We start from the raw sequence: 17,850 nt of genomic DNA, 5'->3' as shown, positions 1-17,850 counted from the left end.
AATTTTCTATCCCAGAACCCCAATCGAGAAGTTCTGATACATACCCCAAAGCGACGTGATCAATATCGAAATCATACCGATGATCTGAGTATAGATCCGGCAACGTGTCAGTACCTTGCCGACAAACTCCAGCGATCCATCACCGCGCCGCAATTTATGTGCGGCCTTGATGTTGATCAGCGTCACCAGACACATCGGAAACAGCAGCAAAAATACGGCCTGGGCAAACTCGACACCATAATAAAAGCCAAGCATCGCCAGACCGGTGAAAAAGAAGCAGCTCAGCCCCAGAATGATCAATCCGGACTTGTCGACGATGAACAGAATACGGTTGCCGTTGATCCGGACGATATCCAGCAAGTCCTGCTCGGACTGTCCACCCACCCGGCGGGCGCGTACCAGCAGATCGAACGGGACACCCATCGCCCAGTGGCTCACCGTCGACCAAAGCACGGCCAGAGCGATCCAATACCACAGATTCGAAAAGCTGCGCATGTCGATGATTTCGAAAAGCGTAGAGTATAAGTCCAAGCGTCAGCCCTTTGTTCCCAGTCCTGAGGGGCTTTTTCGCACCGGCGCGTCCATCCTTACCCTTGAGACCACACGGAATTCATGCCACCCAATGCGGGAATATTCAAGGAGAGCGCGACATGAAACCGACCATCGCCCCCTATCCCCTGACCCGGTTCCGCCGGGCGCGAAAATCGCAGGCCGTGCGCGGACTTGTCCGGGAAAACACGCTGACCACGGATGACCTGATCTGGCCAGTATTCGTGCGCGACGGTGAAGGAGTGGAGGAGCCCGTGCCCTCGATGCCCGGCGTCGTGCGCCGCTCGGTCGATCTGATCACCAAAGCTGCGATCGAGGCTCAGGCCTTGGGAATTCCGGCCATCTGCATCTTTCCCTACACCGATCCCAGCCTGAAGACTGAGGATTGCGCCGAGGCCTGGAATCCCGACAACCTGTCCAACCGCGCCATCCGCGCGATCAAGGCGGCGGCCCCCGATATCGCGGTGATGACCGACGTTGCACTCGACCCCTACAACATCAACGGGCATGACGGTTACGTTGTCGATGGCGAAATTGTGAATGACCAGACGGTCGAGGCGCTGGTCAAGATGACCCTCGCGCAAGCCGAGGCTGGGGCAGACATCATCGGTCCGTCCGACATGATGGATGGCCGGATCGGTGAGATGCGCCGGGCGCTGGAATCGGCCGGGCATCAGAACGTGATGATCCTCAGCTATGCCGCGAAATACGCCAGCGCCTTTTACGGGCCGTTCCGCGATGCGGTGGGGGCCTCGGGCGCGCTAACCGGGGACAAGAAGACCTATCAGATGGACCCGGCCAATTCGAACGAAGCCCTGCGCCTGATCGAACGCGACCTGACCGAGGGCGCCGACATGGTGATGATCAAACCGGGGATGCCTTATCTGGATATCTGCCGCCGCGTGAAAGACGCGTTTGGCGCACCGACCTATGCCTATCAGGTGTCGGGCGAGTACGCGATGATCCAGGCCGCCGCTCAGAACGGTTGGATCGACGGCGAAAAAGTGATGCTGGAAAGCCTGTTGGCGTTCAAGCGCGCGGGCTGCGACGGCATCCTGACCTACTTCGCGCCAGAGGTCGCCCGTATCCTTCAGGGCTAAAGCCCCCAATAGTCGCAATTTTTCGCCGATTGTGATCTGCGGTCACTCAGCTTTCCCGTGACACGAGGCCGCAATCGGCGTATTCTCGCACATAAGATCGGGATCACCCGACATATCAGGCATTAGTACAGAGAAAAAACATGAGCAGTTCCAACGCACCCCGACTAAGCCGTCGTGGCTTTGCCTTTGGCATGGCCGGTTTGACGGTGACCGCAGCTTGCGGTAACGGCGTCGGCAATTCCAACGCCGCCACCATCGACGCCCGCGTCGATGCCACGCTGACCGAAATGTATTCGCGCTATCCCAACACGGTCGAGATCGCCAACAAGGCCAACGGTATGTTGGTTATGCCCCTGATCACCGACGCCGGGTTGATCTTCTTTGGTGGCGCCTACGGCCAGGGCGCGCTGCGCATTCAGGGCGCAACGGTTGATTACTATTCCGCTATTTCCGGAACCGCCGGCCTGCAAATCGGTGCCCAACAATATGCACATGTCCTGTTCTTCATGACGCAGGACGCGTTGAACAACTTCCGCCGCTCCAGCGGTTGGACCGCCGGTGCCGATATTGGCTATGTGGTTGATGCAACTGGAAACTCCCTATCCACAGACACAACGACACTGCGTTCGCCGGTTCTGGCAGCGGTCTTTGGTCAGGCCGGTCTGAAATTCGGCGCAACGGTCGAAGGCACAAAATACACACGGATCATTCCGTAACTCCGGGCTACCACGCGCCCCTCGAACGGTCCCCGCCAACAGCCCCACTGTGGCGGGGTTTTTCATTTATAGTTCTGGAAACAGGGATATTCCCGGGCTGTTCCTCTTTCGGTCAGCCCGGCCATCAACTAATCTTGCCGAAATCGAAAATGGATCGGGATTAAAGACCACAAATGGGTTTCGTTTTTCGCTGGCTGTTGCGTCTGACAACAGGTCTGATCCTACTGGCCCTTGCCGCCGTGGCACTGGTGTATTTCCTGGCCAGTCAATCCCTGCCGGACTACGATCAGACGGTCGAAGTCAATGGGCCAACCGCCCCGGTCGAGATCATCCGTGACACGGCCAACGTCCCCCATATTGTGGCCGAGAACGACCCGGATGTATTCTTTGGTCTCGGCTATGCCCATGCGCAGGACCGCCTGTGGCAGATGACGGTGATGCGCCGCACGGCGCAGGGCCGCCTTTCCGAAGTTTTCGGCACTCGCACGCTGCATATCGACAAGCTGCTGCGCCGCCTGGACCTGTACGGGCTGGCCCACCGCTCGGTCGAGGTACAGGACGATTACACCAAGGCCGCGCTGCGGGCCTATGCCGCCGGGGTGAACGCCCGGCTGGATGAGATAAACGAGGCCGCCCTCGGCCGCGGCGCGCCCGAGATGTTTCTGTTCAACGCGCCCGTGTCCCCGTGGCAACCCGGCGACAGCATCGCCGTGATCAAACTGATGAGCCTGCAACTGTCCGGCCATCTTGAGGACGAAGTTCTGCGCGCCCGAACGTCGCTGATGCTGAACGAACCTGCGCGGCTGGCCGATATCCTTCCGGACGTACCGGGCGCCGGTATCGCAGCCCTGCCCGAATATGCCGCGCTATTTCCTGGCCTGCCCCGCTATGCCCGCGGCACACCGATGCCCGACAGCCCGCTGTCGCCGTTTCCAAAGCGCGGGCTGGCCGGGGCGTCAAACGCCTGGACCGCGGCACCTTCGCGTTCGGCCAGCGGTGGTACCTTGCTGGCCAACGATCCCCACCTGGGCCTCACCGCGCCGGGCATCTGGTATCTGGCCCGGCTGGAACTGGCCAAGGGCGGCGTGATCGGCGCGACCGTCCCCGGCATTCCCGCCATCATGGCCGGGCGCAGTGACCGGCTGGGCTGGGGTCTGACCTCCTCGTATCTGGACGATCAGGATGTGCATATCGAGCAGCTGAACCCCGAAAACCCCGAGGAATACCTGACGCCGGACGGCTACAAGACATTCCGCTCCCGCCCCTCGATCATCGAGATCAAGGATGAAGTCCCGATCACCCTGACCCTGCGCTGGACGGAAAACGGCCCGGTCCTGCCAGGCAGCCACTATAATCTTGAGACGATCACACCACCGGGCCATGTCGCGTCACTGTCGTGGACGGCGCTCAGCCCGCGCGATACGTCGATGACGGCGTCGATGGCGCTGATGAATGCCGACACTGTCCGGCAGGGCATCGACGCGGCTGAGCTGTTTATCGCACCGTCGCAAAACCTGTCACTTGTGGACAAGGACACGATCGGCCTCAAGCTGATCGGAGCGATGCCGAAACGCGACCTGCGCAACCAAAGCCGGGGCCGCATCCCGACGCCGGGCTGGCTGGCCGAGAACCTGTGGCAGGGTCGGCTGCCCTATGCTGACAACCCGGAATTCGTGGCCCCTGTGGGGGGCATTCTGGGTAATACCAACAACAAGATCATCGACCGCCCGTTCCCTGAACATGTGTCCTATGAATGGGGCGACACCCAGCGCGTGCACCGCTGGGAACGCCTGATGCAATCGCGCGAGGTCCACACGCGCGACAGCTTTATCGAGGCGCAGCTGGATACCGTCAGCTTCACCGCCCGCTCACTGCTGCCACTGATTGGGGCCGACCTTTGGTTTACCGGAGCCTCCGCCCCCGAGGGTACGCCCGAACGCCAGCGCCAGATCGCCCTGTCGTTGCTGGCCGATTGGAATGGCGAGATGAACGAACACCTGCCAGAGCCGCTGATCTATGCCGCGTGGCTGCGGGCGTTGCAGATCCGGCTGATCTCGGATGAATTGGGCCCGCTGGCTGCTGAGTATAAACATGTCGAGCCGCTGTTCATCGAACGTGTTTACCGCGATATCGATGGCGCGTCGGTCTGGTGTGACGTGCGCCAGAGTGCTCCAACTGAAACCTGCACAGACATGGCCCGGCTGGCGCTGGACGACGCACTGATCTGGATTTCCGAGAACTACGGCAGCGCGCTGGAATCCCTGCGCTGGGGCGATGCGCATCAGGCAACCCATGACCACCCGGTTCTGGGCACGGTACCGGTGCTGCGGTTCTTTGTGAACATCCGCCAATCCACCAGCGGCGGCGACAACACCCTGCTGCGCGGGCGTACATCGGGTGAGGGCAAGAACCCGTTCCTGAACGTCCACGGTGCGGGCTACCGCGGGGTTTATGACTTTGCCGATCCGGACAGCTCGGTCTTTATCACCGCCACCGGTCAGTCGGGCCATTTCCTATCACGATACTACGACGATCAGGCGCAGTTGTGGCGGCGCGGAGAGTACATCCCTATGTCGCTGGACCTCGATCTGGCGCGTGCCGCCGCCGTTGGTGTGACAAACCTGATCCCACGCTGATTTCGCCTGTTTCGGCAGGACCTTGCCCCTTTTTTCGGGTGCCGTGGACGCCGACCCGCCTTTTCGCCTACGATCTGGGCACCAAAGGGTTGGGACCAGGGGGCACAAATGGCAAGTATACGGGATAGGCTGAACAATCTCGCACGCGACTACGCTATCGCCTGGAGCTCGGGCGACCCAAATGCCGTGGCCGATTTCTTTGCGCCCGACGGGCAGATGGTTATGAATCGATCCGAGACGTTGCAAGGTCGGGCGGCAATCGCCGAGATGGCGCGCGGGTTTCAATCCGATTTCCCCGATCTTGAACTCCGCTGCGATATGATGCGGTGGGCTGGTCATCACGCAATCTTTGTCTGGACGTTCGAAGGCCATCACGCCAAGACAGGCAACTATGTCCTGACTCGAGGATGGGAAGAATGGGACCTGAGCGAGGACCACAAGGTGCTGTCCTCGCAGGGATGGTTCGATGTCGAGGATATGCAACGCCAGATCGACGGCGCCTGACCTCTAAAGCGCCGCGAACTGCGCCGCCTGTTTATCGGTCCAAAGCACGGTGATCTCAAACCCGTCTTCTGTCTGCTTTTCGGACCGCACAACATCCTGCCGGAACAGCCATGCGCGCTTGTTGCCCTCGGCAAAGTCCAGTGTCAGCGTCTCTTCGTGGCGTGCGCCCTGTAGCTTGGTGGCAATTTCGGCCAGCAGAGGGTCAACACCCTCGCCGGTCACCGCCGAGATGGCAAAAATCGAAGGATCCCGATCCGCGCGTTTGAACGCGGCTTCGCGTTCATCCTCGTTCATCAGGTCTATCTTGTTCCAAACCTCAAGCCGGGGCCGTTCGCCATCGACACCCAGTGAGGTCAGGATCGCCTCGACATCTTGCGCCTGCGCGTCGGTCTCTTCGTGGCTGATATCCCGGACATGGACGACGATATCGGCGCCCAGAACTTCTTCCAGCGTTGCCCGGAAGGCCGCGACCAGCTCCGTCGGCAGGTTCGAGATGAACCCCACCGTATCCGACAGGATCACCTCGGGGCCATCGGGCAGTTCGACCCGACGCATGGTCGGGTCAAGCGTGGCGAACAGCATGTCCTTGGCCATCACCTCGGCCCCGGTCAGGCGGTTGAACAGCGTGGACTTACCCGCGTTGGTATAGCCCACCAACGCAACAATCGGATACGGCACCTTGGCCCGCGCCGCACGGTGCAGCGTGCGAGTTTTGACTACCTTCTGCAACTGGCGACGCAGACGCACCAGTTGTTCGTCAATGGCGCGGCGGTCAGCCTCGATCTGAGTTTCACCGGGACCACCGACAAATCCCAATCCACCACGTTGCCGTTCCAAGTGGGTCCACGCCCGCACAAGTCGCGTGCGTTGATAGCTAAGCGCAGCCATCTCGACCTGCAACACACCCTCTCGGGTGCGGGCGCGGTCGCTGAAAATCTCCAAAATCAGCCCTGTCCGGTCAAGGATTTTGACCTTCCATGCCTTTTCAAGATTGCGCTGCTGAACGGGCGATACCGGGCCATCGATCAGCACCAGTTCAATCTCGTTGTCGTGCAGACGTTCGGCCAGTTCCTCAATCTTGCCACTGCCGAACAACAACCCCGGCTGGGCACGTTGCAGGCGCACGATCTCGGACCCGATCACATCCAGATCGGGCAACGCGGCGGCCAGGGCCACCGCCTCTTCCAGCGCCGGTTCGGGGACGCGGCGCTGTTCATCTGATTTGATTTCCGGATGCAGCACCCAGGCCCGGGTGCGCGTCCTGTCATGTTCCATCAAGAGGCGTCTTCGCCCTCATACAGGCTGATCGGCTGCGATGGCATGATTGTCGAAATCGCGTGCTTGTACACCAGCTGCGACTGTCCGTCGCGGCGCAGCAACACGCAGAAATTATCGAACCAAGTGATCACGCCCTGCAATTTCACACCGTTGATCAGGAAAATTGTGACCGGTACCTTTGCTTTCCGTACATTGTTCAGGAACGCGTCCTGAAGATTCTGTCTGTCCGAAGCCATATTTTATTATCTCGCCGTTGTTCTTGCTACGCGCTGCGGACCAACGCGCTCCCTCTGGCTGAGTATGGAGTGGAGTTAACAGAGTTTCCAGATCAAAAATCAGGCATTGCGCAACTGTTTAATCTTAGTCCCGCCAGAGGCTTGGCGTAATCAACGCAATGATCGCCAGCGTTTCCAGCCGCCCGATCACCATCGCCGCGCACATGGTCAGCTTGGCCCCGGCAGACAGGTCCACGACCCGGATCGGGATATCTGTCGCCAGTTCGATCAACGGTCCCGTGGTGCTCAACGACGCGACGGTCAGCACCATGGCCTGCTCGAACCCTGCCCCCATCAACCCAAGCAAAAGGTTGAACAGCGCTGCCGTCAGCGCGAACATCATCAGAAATATCCACGCGATGAACGCACCGTCGCTTTGGATGCGCCGGTTGCCGCCGCCCTCGCCACTGACCGATGAGGGATAGATCAGGCGGTCAATCTCGCGCGCGCCGTTCAGGTACAGCGCGAACACCCGCAGCAATTTGACCCCGCCCGCGGTGGTCGCGACACCGCCGCCGATCAGGGCCAGTCCAATCAGGATCAGACCTGGCGTACCCAGCCCCGATAGCTGCTGTGCGTCATTCCAGTTGGCGCTTTCGAACCCGGCGGTGGTCAGGAAGGACAACGCCGTAAACACCATACCCCAAAACACCTTAACGGCATCGGTCGGGTTCAGCGTACCGCCGATTTCGTTGACCCCGGCCCACACGCGGAAGAACAGCAGCGTGGCAACGGCAATCACGATCAAAAGGCCGATCCGAAATTCAGGGTCCCTGTCCAGCCGCGAATACCCCGTTGTCGCGGTATCGGTGGAAAAAGTCAGCCGCGACAACGCGAAGAACAAGAACAGGAACAGGATCGCCTCGCCGGTGACACCAGCCTGCGCGCCCTCCAGCCCGCCCACCGGCGAAATACCGGACGTGGCCATCGTGGACATGGCGTGGCAGATGGCGGTCAGCCCATCTTCGCCTGCGATCAGCAGCAGCAGCCAAATCACGGCTGTCAGCCCTGCATAGACCGGTGTCAGAGTCAGCGTCACCCGGATCAGACGCCCTCGGGGATCGACCTTTTCGCTTTGCGCCACACCCGAGACCGGACGGCCCGGTTGCCCCCGCGCAGTCACTTCGAACCCTCCCAAAGACAGCGGGGCCAGGATCGCCGCCGCCGAAATCCACATCAGCAGACCACCCATCCAGCCCACCAACGCGCGCCACAGATGTAACGGAGCGGTCAGGCGGTCGGGATCGGGGAAAATATCGGCGCCCGTGGTCGTCAGCGCACTAACCATATCGAAATAGGCGTTCAGGAAAGTCGTATTCCCCAAGGCGTCATGCAGCGGGATGGCAAGGAACAGTGGCAGGACAGTGAAGCAGCCCAACAGCACCGCCAGTTGCCCCAGCGTTCCCCGGCGTGGTACCCGGCTGGACGACGCCATCGCAATCGTCGCCACCACGAACAGACCTAGGAGTCCCGAATAGAAGAACGACCGCGAGGTTTCGTGGTTGTTCAGCGCCAGCGCATAGATCGCGGGTATCCACATGGACAAGGACACGACGCCCCAGATCAGCAGAAACAACGGCAAGCGCCGCACCAGCCCGAACCGTTGTGTCCCCACGCGCATCATCAGAAGAAATCGATCGAAACCTGCATCAGCCGTTCGACCTCGGGGACATCCTTGGCCATGGCGAAAATCGCCAACACGTCCTTTTCCTCGATCCGCAAACTGCCGGTGGGGCGCAGCAACTCATCGCCCTTGCGTACCGCGCCCACCAGAACGCCCTCGGGGAAGTCGATGTCACGCAGTTTCTGCCCAGCCATGGGCGAGGTCGATAGCACCTCGGCCTCGATCACCTCGGCCTCGGCATCGCCAATGGAATAGACCTGTCGCACCCGTCCGTGGCGGATGTGCCGCAGGATCGAGCTGACTGTGGTGGCACGCGGGTTGATATAGGCGTCGATCCCAAGCGGCCCCATCAGTGCCACCATGCTGGGATCGTTGATCAGCGCGATCGCCAGCGCGCAGCCTTCGGCCTTGGCGCGCACAGCGGCCAGCATGTTGGCGCGGTCGTCATCGGTGACCGCCAACATCGCGTCCGCGCGCTCAATCCCGGCCTCGCGCAGCAAGGCCGCGTCCAGACCATCCCCGTTCAGAACAATGGTGCGCTCCAATGCTTCTGCGGCCAGTTCGGCACTTTGGCGGTCGCGCTCGATGACCTTGGCACGCACCCGGCTTTCGCGTTCTTCCAGGGTTCGCGCAACTTCCAGCCCGACATTGCCGCCCCCCACGATCACCACGCGATCCTGCTTCTTTTGCGTCTTGCCGAAGACCTCCATCGTGCGGTCCACGTCTTTGACATTGGTAAAGACATAGCATTCATCGCCGACGAACAGCTGATCCTCGGATTCCGGGGCAAACAGGCTGCCGTCACGCCGGACGCCCACGACAATCGAGCTGAGCGTTGAAAACAGATCCGTCAACTGGCGCAGTGGCGTGTTTATGATGGGGCAGTCTTCGTCAATGCGGATGCCCAGCAACTGCGCCTTGCCGTCCATGAACATCTCGGTGTCAAAGGCCGACGGCGCAGACAGGCGGCGCATGGCGGCGGCGGCCACCTCGCGTTCGGGGCTGATCACCACGTCGATGGGTAGGTGGTCACGGCGATACAGGTCCGAGTGGATCGCCTCGAGGTAGGATTTCGACCGCAAGCGCGCAATCTTGCGCTGGATCGAGAACACCGAGTGCGCCATCTGACAGGTGACCATGTTCACCTCGTCCGAATGGGTTGCGGCAATGATCATGTCGGCATCCCGAGCCCCTGCCCGGTCCAGCACGTCCGGATAGCTGGCAAATCCGGCGATCCCCTGCACATCCAGGGTCTCGGTCGCGCGGCGCACCAGGTCGGAGTTGTTGTCCACCACCGTTACGTCGTTGAGCTCGCCCGACAGGTGCCGTGCAATCTGCCAGCCAACCTGACCGGCACCGCAAATTATGACCTTCATGTTTTTGGCCCTTCTGCCTGAAATCTTTGAATGACAGATGCCCCCAAAGCGGTCAATTGAATTGTCATACCCGCAAAGCTAAGGCAAGATAAGCCCATGAAATCAATACTTCGATTGCTTATTCCGATGATCGCGCTGTCTGCATGCAGCAGCCCGCTTCCGCTGTATTACCGCGAGGGTGAAAACGTATCCCGCATGCAGTCCGAAACGACGCAATGTCAGGTGCAGGCGCTTGAGGAGGTGCCGGTGGCCAATCAGGTGCGACAAAGCCCACCCACCTACTGGCCTGGCCGCACCTATTGCGACAGCCGGGGGCGGTGCCACCGCTCGTCCGGCTGGTGGCAACCAGGGCGGGTTTATACCGTCGACGTCAATCAGGGGCTGCGCAATCGGGTCGAGGCGCAATGCATGGCCAAAAAGGGATTTCGCCCGGTCAGCCTGCCGCCCTGCAAACAGAACGTAAAATCGAGGGTACAGGCTGCACCCACAACGACATTGCCGCCGCTGAGCACCGAGTCCTGCTACGTGAAATTCGACAACGGGTCGTTCCAGATCATCACGCCTGGTCAGGCCGGATAAAGGCCCGGCGGATTATTCCGCCGGTTCCGGTTCGTCCACCTGCGCCACGCGTGCGCCGGATTTGTTCGAGGTTACCACACCCAGCGACTTGAGCTTGCGGTGCAGCGCGCTGCGCTCCATCCCGACAAAGCTGGCGGTGCGGCTGATATTGCCGCCAAAGCGATTGATCTGGGTCAGCAGGTATTCCCGTTCGAACGCCTCGCGTGCTTCGCGCAGCGGCAAAGTTGCAAGGGCACCGGACAGTACGACGCGGCCCGAATCGTCGGCTTTTTCCTCTTCGCTCGGCAGTTCCTTGGCCTCGATCGGCCCGGCACCATCACCTAGGATCAGCACACGCTCGATCAGGTTCTTGAGCTGACGCACGTTGCCCGGCCAGGTCATGGTTTGCAGCAACGCAACGGCCTCTTCTGAGATTTCGCGCAAGGCCAGACCCTGAGATTCGTTGCACATTTCGATAAAATGCTGCGCCAGAACCGGAATATCCTCGCGCCGCTCTTCCAACGACGGCACCGCGATCGGCACCACGTTCAGGCGGTGATACAGTTCCTCGCGGAAACGGTCAGCGGCGATTTCATGTTCCAGATCGCGGTTGGTTGACGAGATCACCCGCAGATCAACCCGCACCTTGTCCGAACCGCCGACGCGCTGGAATTGCTGATCGACCAGTACGCGCAGGATCTTGGACTGCGTGCCCAAGGGCATATCCGCAACCTCGTCGAAATAAACCACGCCGCCATGCGCCTCTTCCAGTAAGCCGGATTCGATACCGCGTTCCGAGGTTTCACGTCCGAACAGCACCTCTTCAACGCGCTCAGGCTCAATCCCGGCGCAGTTTACGGTCACAAAGGGCGCGTTGGCGCGGTTGGAATGGGCGTGGATATAGCGCGCGGCAATTTCCTTGCCTGACCCGGCCGGGCCGCTCAGCATCACGCGGCCATTGGATTTGGTCACTTTGTCCAACTGGCTCTGCATCGCGCGGAAAGTAGCGGATTTGCCGATCATGTCGGAACTGGTGACCTCTTTGCGTTTCAGCGTGGCATTCTCGCGACGTAGGCGAGAAGTCTCCATCGCGCGGCGGATCACCACCATCAGCTGGTCGATGTTAAAGGGCTTTTCGATAAAGTCGTAAGCACCTTGTTTGATTGCCGCCACCGCGATTTCAATATTGCCGTGGCCGGAAATGATCACCACCGGCACGTCCGGGTTATCGCGTTTCACCGCCTTGAGGATATCAATACCGTCCATCCGGCTGTCCTTCAGCCAGATATCCAGAATCAACAGCCCCGGCGGTTCGGAATTGATCTCGGCCATGCACTCGTCCGAGTTGCCGGCCAACCGGGTTGAATAGCCTTCGTCCTCCAGAATGTCGGACACCAGTTCGCGAATATCGCGTTCGTCATCTACGATCAGAATGTCGCTCATCTTTGGCCTGCTTTCAGTTTGCTTGTATGAATTGCCTGCTTATGTGGCGCTGCGGTCGGAGAGAAATTGCCCCCCGGTAAACGGATTACGGCCATCGCACCGAAATGGTCCTGTCCGTCAAAGACGGGCGCGTCTTCAAGTGTGAGCGCTCCGCCATGTTCTTCGATGATCTTCTTGACGATGGGCAGGCCCAGACCTGTGCCCTCGTCCCGTGTGGTAACGTACGGCTCGAACAGGCGTGCCCGATCTTCGGGCAGGCCGATGCCGTTATCCGCAATGGCAATGACCGTCCCCGCATCGTCGCTGGTCACATCCACTTTGATCTGTGGCTTCAGATTGTCTAGTGGACCTTTTTTCTTCAGGGTTTCAATGGCCTCACCTGCGTTCTTGATAAGATTGGTCAGCGCCTGATTCAGCATCGTCGCGTCCAGATCCGCCAGGACCGGATGATCCGGCAGAGAGGCATCGATCTGAACATCCGGCTGTCCGGCCTGCTGTAACAGCACGGCCTCGCGCACCAGTCCGACCACGTCTTCCTCACGCCGGTCCGGCTCTGGCATCCGCGCGAATTTCGAAAACTCATCCACGATCCGCCGCAGGTCATTGGTCTGACGCACGATCACGTCGGTCATGGATTCGAGGCTGTCGCAATCCTCTTCATTCAGCTTGCGTGAGAATTTGCGTTTGATCCGCTCGGCGCTCAATTGGATGGGGGTCAGCGGGTTCTTGATCTCATGCGCAATACGCCGCGCCACGTCGCCCCACGCTGCCATCCGCTGTGCGCTGACCAGATCGGTCACGTCGTCAAAGGCAACCACGTACCCTTCCAGCCCTCCATCTTCGCCGCGCCGCGTGGCCATGCGCACCAGCAGGTTTTCCAGCTGCCCCTTGCGGGTGACCTTGATCTCACCCTGCACCGCCTCCTGCCCGCTTTCCTTGAGGCTTTCGAACAGAGGCAGGAACTCGGGCACCGCGATACCGATCGACAACTTATCGTCCACATGCGCCCAGTCCAGCAGACGCTCGGCCGAGCGGTTCACAAACGTCACACAGCCATCCGGGTCAACACCAACCACGCCCGAGGTTACCGAGCTGAGAACCGAATCGAACAGTCTCCGACGGCGCTCGATCTGGCGGGTGTTTTCCAGCAGAGTATCGCGTTGTCCTTTAAGTTGCCGCGTCATCTGGTTGAAATACCGGCCTAACATGGCGATCTCGTCGTCATTGGCCTCTTCGATCACCTGCACACTCAGGTCACCAGCACCAACGCGCTGTGCTGCCGTGGTCAGCCGCCCAACCGGGCGCGACAGGCGCTCGGCGAACCACATACCCAACGACACCGCTGCCAGAATGAGGATCACCGCAAAGCTCAGATACAACAGACCGAATTCGAACAGCACCCGGCCCCGATCGCTTTCCAACTGTTGATAGAATTGCGCTGTTTCCTTGGTATCATCCAGCAGCGTCAGCAACTGCCCATCCACCTCGCGACTGACATAGAGATAGCGGTCCAGATAGGCCTGCAGCGGGACCAACGCGCGGAACTCGTTGTTTTGCCAGTCGGCTATGATCACAAAACCGTTGTCCGTAGCTTCGACCATCTGCTCGGGTGTGGGCGCTTCGTAGTCGAACAGATAGGACCGATCCCCGCGCGACCGGATTTCTCCGCTGCCATCAATTACATAGGCTTCGCGCAGGCCGCGTTGGATTTGCGCCTGCCCCTGCGCCAAAACCTCGCGCAGTTCCGCGTCAGATATATAAAAGTCTCGTACACGGGCATTATCCAAGAACCGCGCCAACACAACGGCGTCCTGCGTCAGGCCCTGGCGGTGTTCCAGCTCGTAAGCCTCGGCCGCAGTCAGGGATGACCCAACAACCTGCCGCACGCGATCCGAGAACCACCCCTCAAGCCCGATATTCACCGTCAAGCCCGCAAAGATCGCAACAGTCACGGTCGGCACCAGGGCCAACAGCGTGAAAGCGCCGATCAGACGAAGGTGCAGACGGGAACCCGCCGATTTCGCCCGGCGGGCGGCGATCAGACTGCCGACCTGCCCCAGAACCAGAGCGGCGACAACCAGCACATAAACAAGGTCTGCAAGAAGGATTAGGCGCAGCGTGGGGGCCGTCGTTCCCAGATCAAATGGACCTATGACAAGATAGGTAGCAAGCGCCAAGGCAGGCCCTAGAAGAACCAGCCCCAAGGTGCCGAAATTGCGCAGTTTTCGGGATTTTCGCCACCGATTGATCGCTGGAATCGGCCCGCTCTGTGCCCGGGTTGCCACCGTCTGCCCTCATCCTGATGTGTCGCTTGTGCGACGTACCGCCATATGTCGTGGTCCTTGCCGGGCGCGAACCCGGATGCCACAATTTGTGTGGCGATATTACATCAGTTTGCGTCGGCGTGTCACCTGAATATCGAGATCTGTAATTTTTTTCCGCAGCGTATTTCGGTTGATCCCCAGCAAATCCGCACATTTCGCCTGATTTCCGCCGGTTGCGTCCAGCGCCAACTCGATCAAAGGCGCCTCGACCTCGCGCAGAATGCGTTGATACAGGCCCGGAGGCGGCAACAAATTGCCGTGCAGGTCAAAATACCGACGCAGATGGCGCGCCACTGAGGCCGACAATTTCTCGCGCTCACCGTCGCCCAGAACCGGTTCGGCCTCGGGCTGGCTACCCAGCACCATCTCGACCTCGGCCTTCGAGATTTCATCGGCGCGGCTGGTCAGGCTCAAACGGCGGATGGCGTTCTCCAACTGCCGCACGTTGCCCGGCCAGGAATAGCGCCGCACCAGTTCCACAGCATCGGGGCTGAGCCAGCGTTTGGCGCCATGCTCGCGTTCTTCCCGAGCCAGAAAATGATCCGCCAGCAAGGTGATATCGTCCACCCGTTCCCGCAGGGCCGGCACATGCACGGTAGCGCCGCACAGGCGATAATAGAGATCCTGACGCACCCGCCCGCTCTCCATCGCTTCGGTCAGGTCCGACTGGCTGGTGGCCATAAAGCGCGGCACGTGGTCACCCGGCGTGTCCATCATGCGCACGATGCGGGCCTGCAACTCGTCCTCGATATCGGCGATCTCATCAATCAGCAGCGTTCCACCGCGTACCCGCGCCATCACCCGCGCCGGACCTTCCAGATCCCGCAGGTCCGCTGCAGTCGCCGTCACAAACGGCAAAGTGCGACGGTCCGAGAAATCGTGAATAGCGCGCGCGATCAGGGACTTACCAGTGCCACTTTCACCGGAAATCATCACCGAAAGATCGGTATTCATCACCCGAGCAACCAGCCGGTAAAGAGCTTGCATCACCGAGGTTCGCCCGACCAGAGGCAGCTCCTCCGGGCGATCGTCGCTGGTTTCGATCACTTCGGCAGGCGCGCGCTGTTTCTGCTCCAGCGCCCGCGCGGTGCGTTTCATCAAATCCGGCAGATCGAAGGGTTTAGGCAGATAATCATAGGCATCCGCCTCAGCCGCCTGAATCGCCGTCATGATCGTGTTCTGGGCCGAGATCACGATGACCGGCAAACCGGGGCGATCCTGCGCAATCTTCGGCAGCATCTCCAACCCGTTGCCATCCGGCATGACCACGTCCGAGATCACCACGTCGCCCTTGCCTTCGCCGACCCAGCGCATCAGCGTGGTCAGCGAGGATGTGGCGTGAACCTTGCACCCCGCCCGCGTCAGGGCCTGAGTCAGAACGGTGCGAATCGTGCGGTCGTCATCTGCGACCAGTACTGTGCCATCCATCGGGTGCTCTCCTTATATCTCTGCTCTTACCGGCTGTTTATGTTGCGTCTTTCGGCGCCCGCCTCAGTGAGATGCGGAATACCGTGCGGCCCGGCACCGAGTCGGCGGAAATCCAGCCGTCATGGTCCGAGATGATTTTGCTAACCAGCGCCAGCCCAAGGCCGGTGCCGTTTTCCTTGCCCGACACGAACGGGTCGAAAATATCGCTGCGGATTTTCTCGGGCAGTCCCGGACCATCGTCGATGATCTCAATCTGCAGCGGCAGCGAATGGCCGGAACCATCACTGCGGCGCAGGCGGAAGGAATGTTCGAAATAGGTCCGCAGACGAATGGTTCCGCCTTTCGGATCAGCCGCTTCCGAGGCATTCTTGAGCAGGTTCAGTACCACTTGCAGGAACTGATCCGGATCGCCATAGGCCAGCGGCAGCGAGGGGTCGTAATCCTCGATGATTGTCATATGCGCGCCAAAGCCCAGCAGTGCCGAACGGCGCGCACGGTCCAGAACGTCGTGAATGTTGACCGGCCTGAAATCGGGCTGCGAGAGATTACCAAACTGCTCGACCTGCTCCAGCAGCTTTACGATGCGACGACTTTCAGCGACGATAAGATCAGTCAGTTCAAGGTCTTGCTGAGGGATGTTCATGCTCAGCAATTGCGCCGCCCCTGTGATACCGGCCAACGGGTTCTTGATCTCATGCGCCAGCATCTCGGCCATGCCAATCGCCGATTGCGCGGCGGATTTCACCGTGTTGCCCCGCGTCATCCGCCCCGCCAGTTCGCGTGGCGAGATGATCATGATCATCGAGCCCGGATGCCCGACCAGCGGTGCGATCTGCAGCGCACATTGCAGCGGTGCGCGGTTACCTGACCCGGCGTCCACATCGTTGACGAACAGCGGCGTACCCTGCGCCCGTGCGCGCAGGAAAGCCTCTTCCAACGGCGCGTCCACGGCGATCTGATCCCAGACCGGATGCCCGATCACCGATTTGCGCGAGGCGTTCAGAAACCCCTCACCGGCCGAGTTTACATCGGCAATCCGGTCATCAGCGTCAATGATGAAGGCGGGAACCGGCAGTGAGGTCCAGATGCTTTGATCCGAGATCATGCTGCCACCTCCGCATCGGTGCTTAACGCATCGCTCAGCAGACGCAGCACCTCCTCGGTATCACGCGAGGTCAGAACCGCGCGGCGCAAAGCAGCAGGCGTTCCGGCCTCATCCATGTACCAGCCCAAATGCTTGCGTGCCACCCGCAGGCCGAGATCGGTGCCGTAGAATTCCAGCATCGCCTGATAGTGCGCGCGGACCATCTCAATCAAATCGTCGCCCGCAGGAATATCTGGGGCCTCGGCGCCATAAAGGTCATGGCAAATCTGCGCCAGCAGCCAAGGCTTGCCCTGCGCCCCGCGCCCGACCATGACCCCGTCGGCGCCCGACTGCTCCAGCGCCCTGCGAGCAGAGCCGGTGTCCACAATATCCCCATTGGCGATGACGGGGATCGAGACCGCCTCTTTCACTGCGCGGATAGCCCGCCAGTCGGCCTGCCCCTTGTAGAACTGACAGCGTGTGCGACCATGGATCGTGACCATACGGATGCCAGCCTCTTGCGCCCGTCGCGCCACATCCGGGGCGTTCAACAAGGTGTCATCCCAGCCCAAACGGGTTTTCAGGGTGATCGGCACATCAACAGCCTCGACCACCGCCTCGATCAAGGTCAGCGCGTGATCCGGCGTTTTCAGCAAGGCCGATCCGGAATAGCCATTGGTCACTTTCTTGGCCGGGCAACCCATGTTGATGTCGATCACCCGCGCGCCGCGATCCGCCACCTGCCGCGCGGCCTCGGCCATCCAGTGTGCCTCGCGCCCGGCCAGTTGCACGGCGGTGTTTTCCACATCCGCCGACAGCTCGGCCCGCTCGCGGACACCGGGCTTGGCCTGCACCATCTCCTGGCTGGCGACCATTTCGCTGACGACCATGCCCGCGCCAAAGCGCATCACCAGATCACGGAACGGTCGATCAGTGATTCCGGCCATCGGAGCCA

Annotated in this window: 15 protein-coding genes; 5 read left to right on the top strand and 10 right to left on the bottom strand. The window is 60.5% G+C overall.

What is annotated here, in order from left to right; genetic code table 11:
- Nucleotides 1-6: 6 nt before the first annotated feature.
- The gene (locus ACR0KW_RS10995) at nucleotides 7-531 is read right to left on the bottom strand and encodes a component of SufBCD complex (protein ID WP_480805008.1); all 525 of its coding nucleotides are present in this window, start codon (nucleotides 529-531) and stop codon (nucleotides 7-9) included.
- A gap of 119 nt (nucleotides 532-650) precedes the next feature.
- Here ACR0KW_RS10995 and hemB point away from each other — a divergent pair, with 119 nt between their 5' ends.
- The 4 genes from hemB to ACR0KW_RS10975 all read left to right on the top strand — a co-directional run bounded on the left by hemB (nucleotide 651) and on the right by ACR0KW_RS10975 (nucleotide 5,505).
- A complete protein-coding gene (gene hemB / locus ACR0KW_RS10990) occupies nucleotides 651-1,649 on the top strand; it encodes a porphobilinogen synthase (protein WP_480805007.1) in 999 nt (332 codons plus the stop codon).
- 140 nt (nucleotides 1,650-1,789) lie between these two features.
- Entirely contained in the window at nucleotides 1,790-2,365 is a 576-nt protein-coding gene (locus ACR0KW_RS10985) for a lipid-binding SYLF domain-containing protein (RefSeq protein WP_480805006.1), read from the top strand.
- Between the two features lie 173 nt (nucleotides 2,366-2,538).
- Nucleotides 2,539-5,001, top strand: coding sequence for a penicillin acylase family protein (locus tag ACR0KW_RS10980; protein ID WP_480805005.1), 2,463 nt, complete (start codon nucleotides 2,539-2,541; stop codon nucleotides 4,999-5,001).
- A gap of 108 nt (nucleotides 5,002-5,109) precedes the next feature.
- Nucleotides 5,110-5,505, top strand: coding sequence for an SgcJ/EcaC family oxidoreductase (locus ACR0KW_RS10975; protein ID WP_480805004.1), 396 nt, complete (start codon nucleotides 5,110-5,112; stop codon nucleotides 5,503-5,505).
- A gap of 3 nt (nucleotides 5,506-5,508) precedes the next feature.
- On the opposite strand, the gene hflX is transcribed toward ACR0KW_RS10975, so the two are convergent.
- The 4 genes from hflX to trkA form a co-directional block, all read right to left on the bottom strand.
- Nucleotides 5,509-6,780 carry a GTPase HflX gene (gene hflX, locus ACR0KW_RS10970; RefSeq protein ID WP_480805003.1) on the bottom strand — a complete coding sequence of 424 codons (1,272 nt, stop codon included), beginning with the start codon at nucleotides 6,778-6,780 and terminating at the stop codon, nucleotides 5,509-5,511.
- Nucleotides 6,780-7,019 carry an RNA chaperone Hfq gene (gene hfq, locus ACR0KW_RS10965; RefSeq protein WP_010440340.1) on the bottom strand — a complete coding sequence of 80 codons (240 nt, stop codon included), beginning with the start codon at nucleotides 7,017-7,019 and terminating at the stop codon, nucleotides 6,780-6,782. Before hfq ends, hflX begins: the two co-directional genes overlap by 1 nt.
- A gap of 124 nt (nucleotides 7,020-7,143) precedes the next feature.
- Complete coding sequence (locus ACR0KW_RS10960; RefSeq protein WP_480805069.1) at nucleotides 7,144-8,679, bottom strand: TrkH family potassium uptake protein; 1,536 nt, start codon at nucleotides 8,677-8,679, stop codon at nucleotides 7,144-7,146.
- Nucleotides 8,680-8,681: 2 nt separating this feature from the next.
- Nucleotides 8,682-10,058: a Trk system potassium transporter TrkA gene (trkA, locus tag ACR0KW_RS10955; protein WP_480805002.1), complete on the bottom strand. Its 1,377-nt coding sequence runs from the start codon at nucleotides 10,056-10,058 to the stop codon at nucleotides 8,682-8,684.
- A 96-nt stretch (nucleotides 10,059-10,154) separates the two neighbouring features.
- On the opposite strand from trkA, the gene ACR0KW_RS10950 reads away from it, so the two are divergent.
- On the top strand, nucleotides 10,155-10,637 hold the full coding sequence (locus ACR0KW_RS10950) for a hypothetical protein (protein WP_480805001.1): 483 nt from the start codon (nucleotides 10,155-10,157) through the stop codon (nucleotides 10,635-10,637).
- 12 nt (nucleotides 10,638-10,649) lie between these two features.
- Here the strand turns inward: ACR0KW_RS10950 and ntrX are convergent, their stop codons facing one another.
- The 5 genes from ntrX to dusB form a co-directional block, all read right to left on the bottom strand.
- Nucleotides 10,650-12,059 carry a nitrogen assimilation response regulator NtrX gene (gene ntrX, locus ACR0KW_RS10945; RefSeq protein WP_480805000.1) on the bottom strand — a complete coding sequence of 470 codons (1,410 nt, stop codon included), beginning with the start codon at nucleotides 12,057-12,059 and terminating at the stop codon, nucleotides 10,650-10,652.
- Nucleotides 12,056-14,344: a sensor histidine kinase NtrY-like gene (locus ACR0KW_RS10940; RefSeq protein WP_480804999.1), complete on the bottom strand. Its 2,289-nt coding sequence runs from the start codon at nucleotides 14,342-14,344 to the stop codon at nucleotides 12,056-12,058. The genes ntrX and ACR0KW_RS10940 overlap by 4 nt, the downstream gene beginning before the upstream one ends.
- A 99-nt stretch (nucleotides 14,345-14,443) precedes the next feature.
- The gene (locus tag ACR0KW_RS10935; RefSeq protein WP_480804998.1) at nucleotides 14,444-15,811 is read right to left on the bottom strand and encodes a response regulator; all 1,368 of its coding nucleotides are present in this window, start codon (nucleotides 15,809-15,811) and stop codon (nucleotides 14,444-14,446) included.
- Between the two features lie 37 nt (nucleotides 15,812-15,848).
- On the bottom strand, nucleotides 15,849-16,916 hold the full coding sequence (locus tag ACR0KW_RS10930) for a two-component system sensor histidine kinase NtrB (RefSeq protein ID WP_480804997.1): 1,068 nt from the start codon (nucleotides 16,914-16,916) through the stop codon (nucleotides 15,849-15,851).
- The gene (gene dusB, locus ACR0KW_RS10925; RefSeq protein WP_480805068.1) at nucleotides 16,913-17,842 is read right to left on the bottom strand and encodes a tRNA dihydrouridine synthase DusB; all 930 of its coding nucleotides are present in this window, start codon (nucleotides 17,840-17,842) and stop codon (nucleotides 16,913-16,915) included. The genes ACR0KW_RS10930 and dusB overlap by 4 nt, the downstream gene beginning before the upstream one ends.
- Nucleotides 17,843-17,850 lie beyond the last annotated feature (8 nt).

The organism is Ruegeria sp. CG11, assembly GCF_056537245.1.
The sequence above is the reverse complement of the archived record's forward strand: the minus strand, read 5'-3'. Positions and strand labels throughout refer to the sequence as shown.

Excerpts from the sequence above, each read along its gene's own strand:
- hemB (WP_480805007.1), top strand. The coding sequence starts at position 651 with ATGAAACCGACCATCGCCCCCTATCCCCTGACCCGGTTCCGCCGGGCG.
- ACR0KW_RS10985 (WP_480805006.1), top strand. The coding sequence starts at position 1,790 with ATGAGCAGTTCCAACGCACCCCGACTAAGCCGTCGTGGCTTTGCCTTT.
- ACR0KW_RS10980 (WP_480805005.1), top strand. The coding sequence starts at position 2,539 with ATGGGTTTCGTTTTTCGCTGGCTGTTGCGTCTGACAACAGGTCTGATC.
- ACR0KW_RS10975 (WP_480805004.1), top strand. The coding sequence starts at position 5,110 with ATGGCAAGTATACGGGATAGGCTGAACAATCTCGCACGCGACTACGCT.
- hflX (WP_480805003.1), bottom strand. The coding sequence starts at position 6,780 with ATGGAACATGACAGGACGCGCACCCGGGCCTGGGTGCTGCATCCGGAA.
- hfq (WP_010440340.1), bottom strand. The coding sequence starts at position 7,019 with ATGGCTTCGGACAGACAGAATCTTCAGGACGCGTTCCTGAACAATGTA.
- ACR0KW_RS10960 (WP_480805069.1), bottom strand. The coding sequence starts at position 8,679 with ATGCGCGTGGGGACACAACGGTTCGGGCTGGTGCGGCGCTTGCCGTTG.
- trkA (WP_480805002.1), bottom strand. The coding sequence starts at position 10,058 with ATGAAGGTCATAATTTGCGGTGCCGGTCAGGTTGGCTGGCAGATTGCA.
- ACR0KW_RS10950 (WP_480805001.1), top strand. The coding sequence starts at position 10,155 with ATGAAATCAATACTTCGATTGCTTATTCCGATGATCGCGCTGTCTGCA.
- ntrX (WP_480805000.1), bottom strand. The coding sequence starts at position 12,059 with ATGAGCGACATTCTGATCGTAGATGACGAACGCGATATTCGCGAACTG.
- ACR0KW_RS10935 (WP_480804998.1), bottom strand. The coding sequence starts at position 15,811 with ATGGATGGCACAGTACTGGTCGCAGATGACGACCGCACGATTCGCACC.
- ACR0KW_RS10930 (WP_480804997.1), bottom strand. The coding sequence starts at position 16,916 with ATGATCTCGGATCAAAGCATCTGGACCTCACTGCCGGTTCCCGCCTTC.
- dusB (WP_480805068.1), bottom strand. The coding sequence starts at position 17,842 with ATGGCCGGAATCACTGATCGACCGTTCCGTGATCTGGTGATGCGCTTT.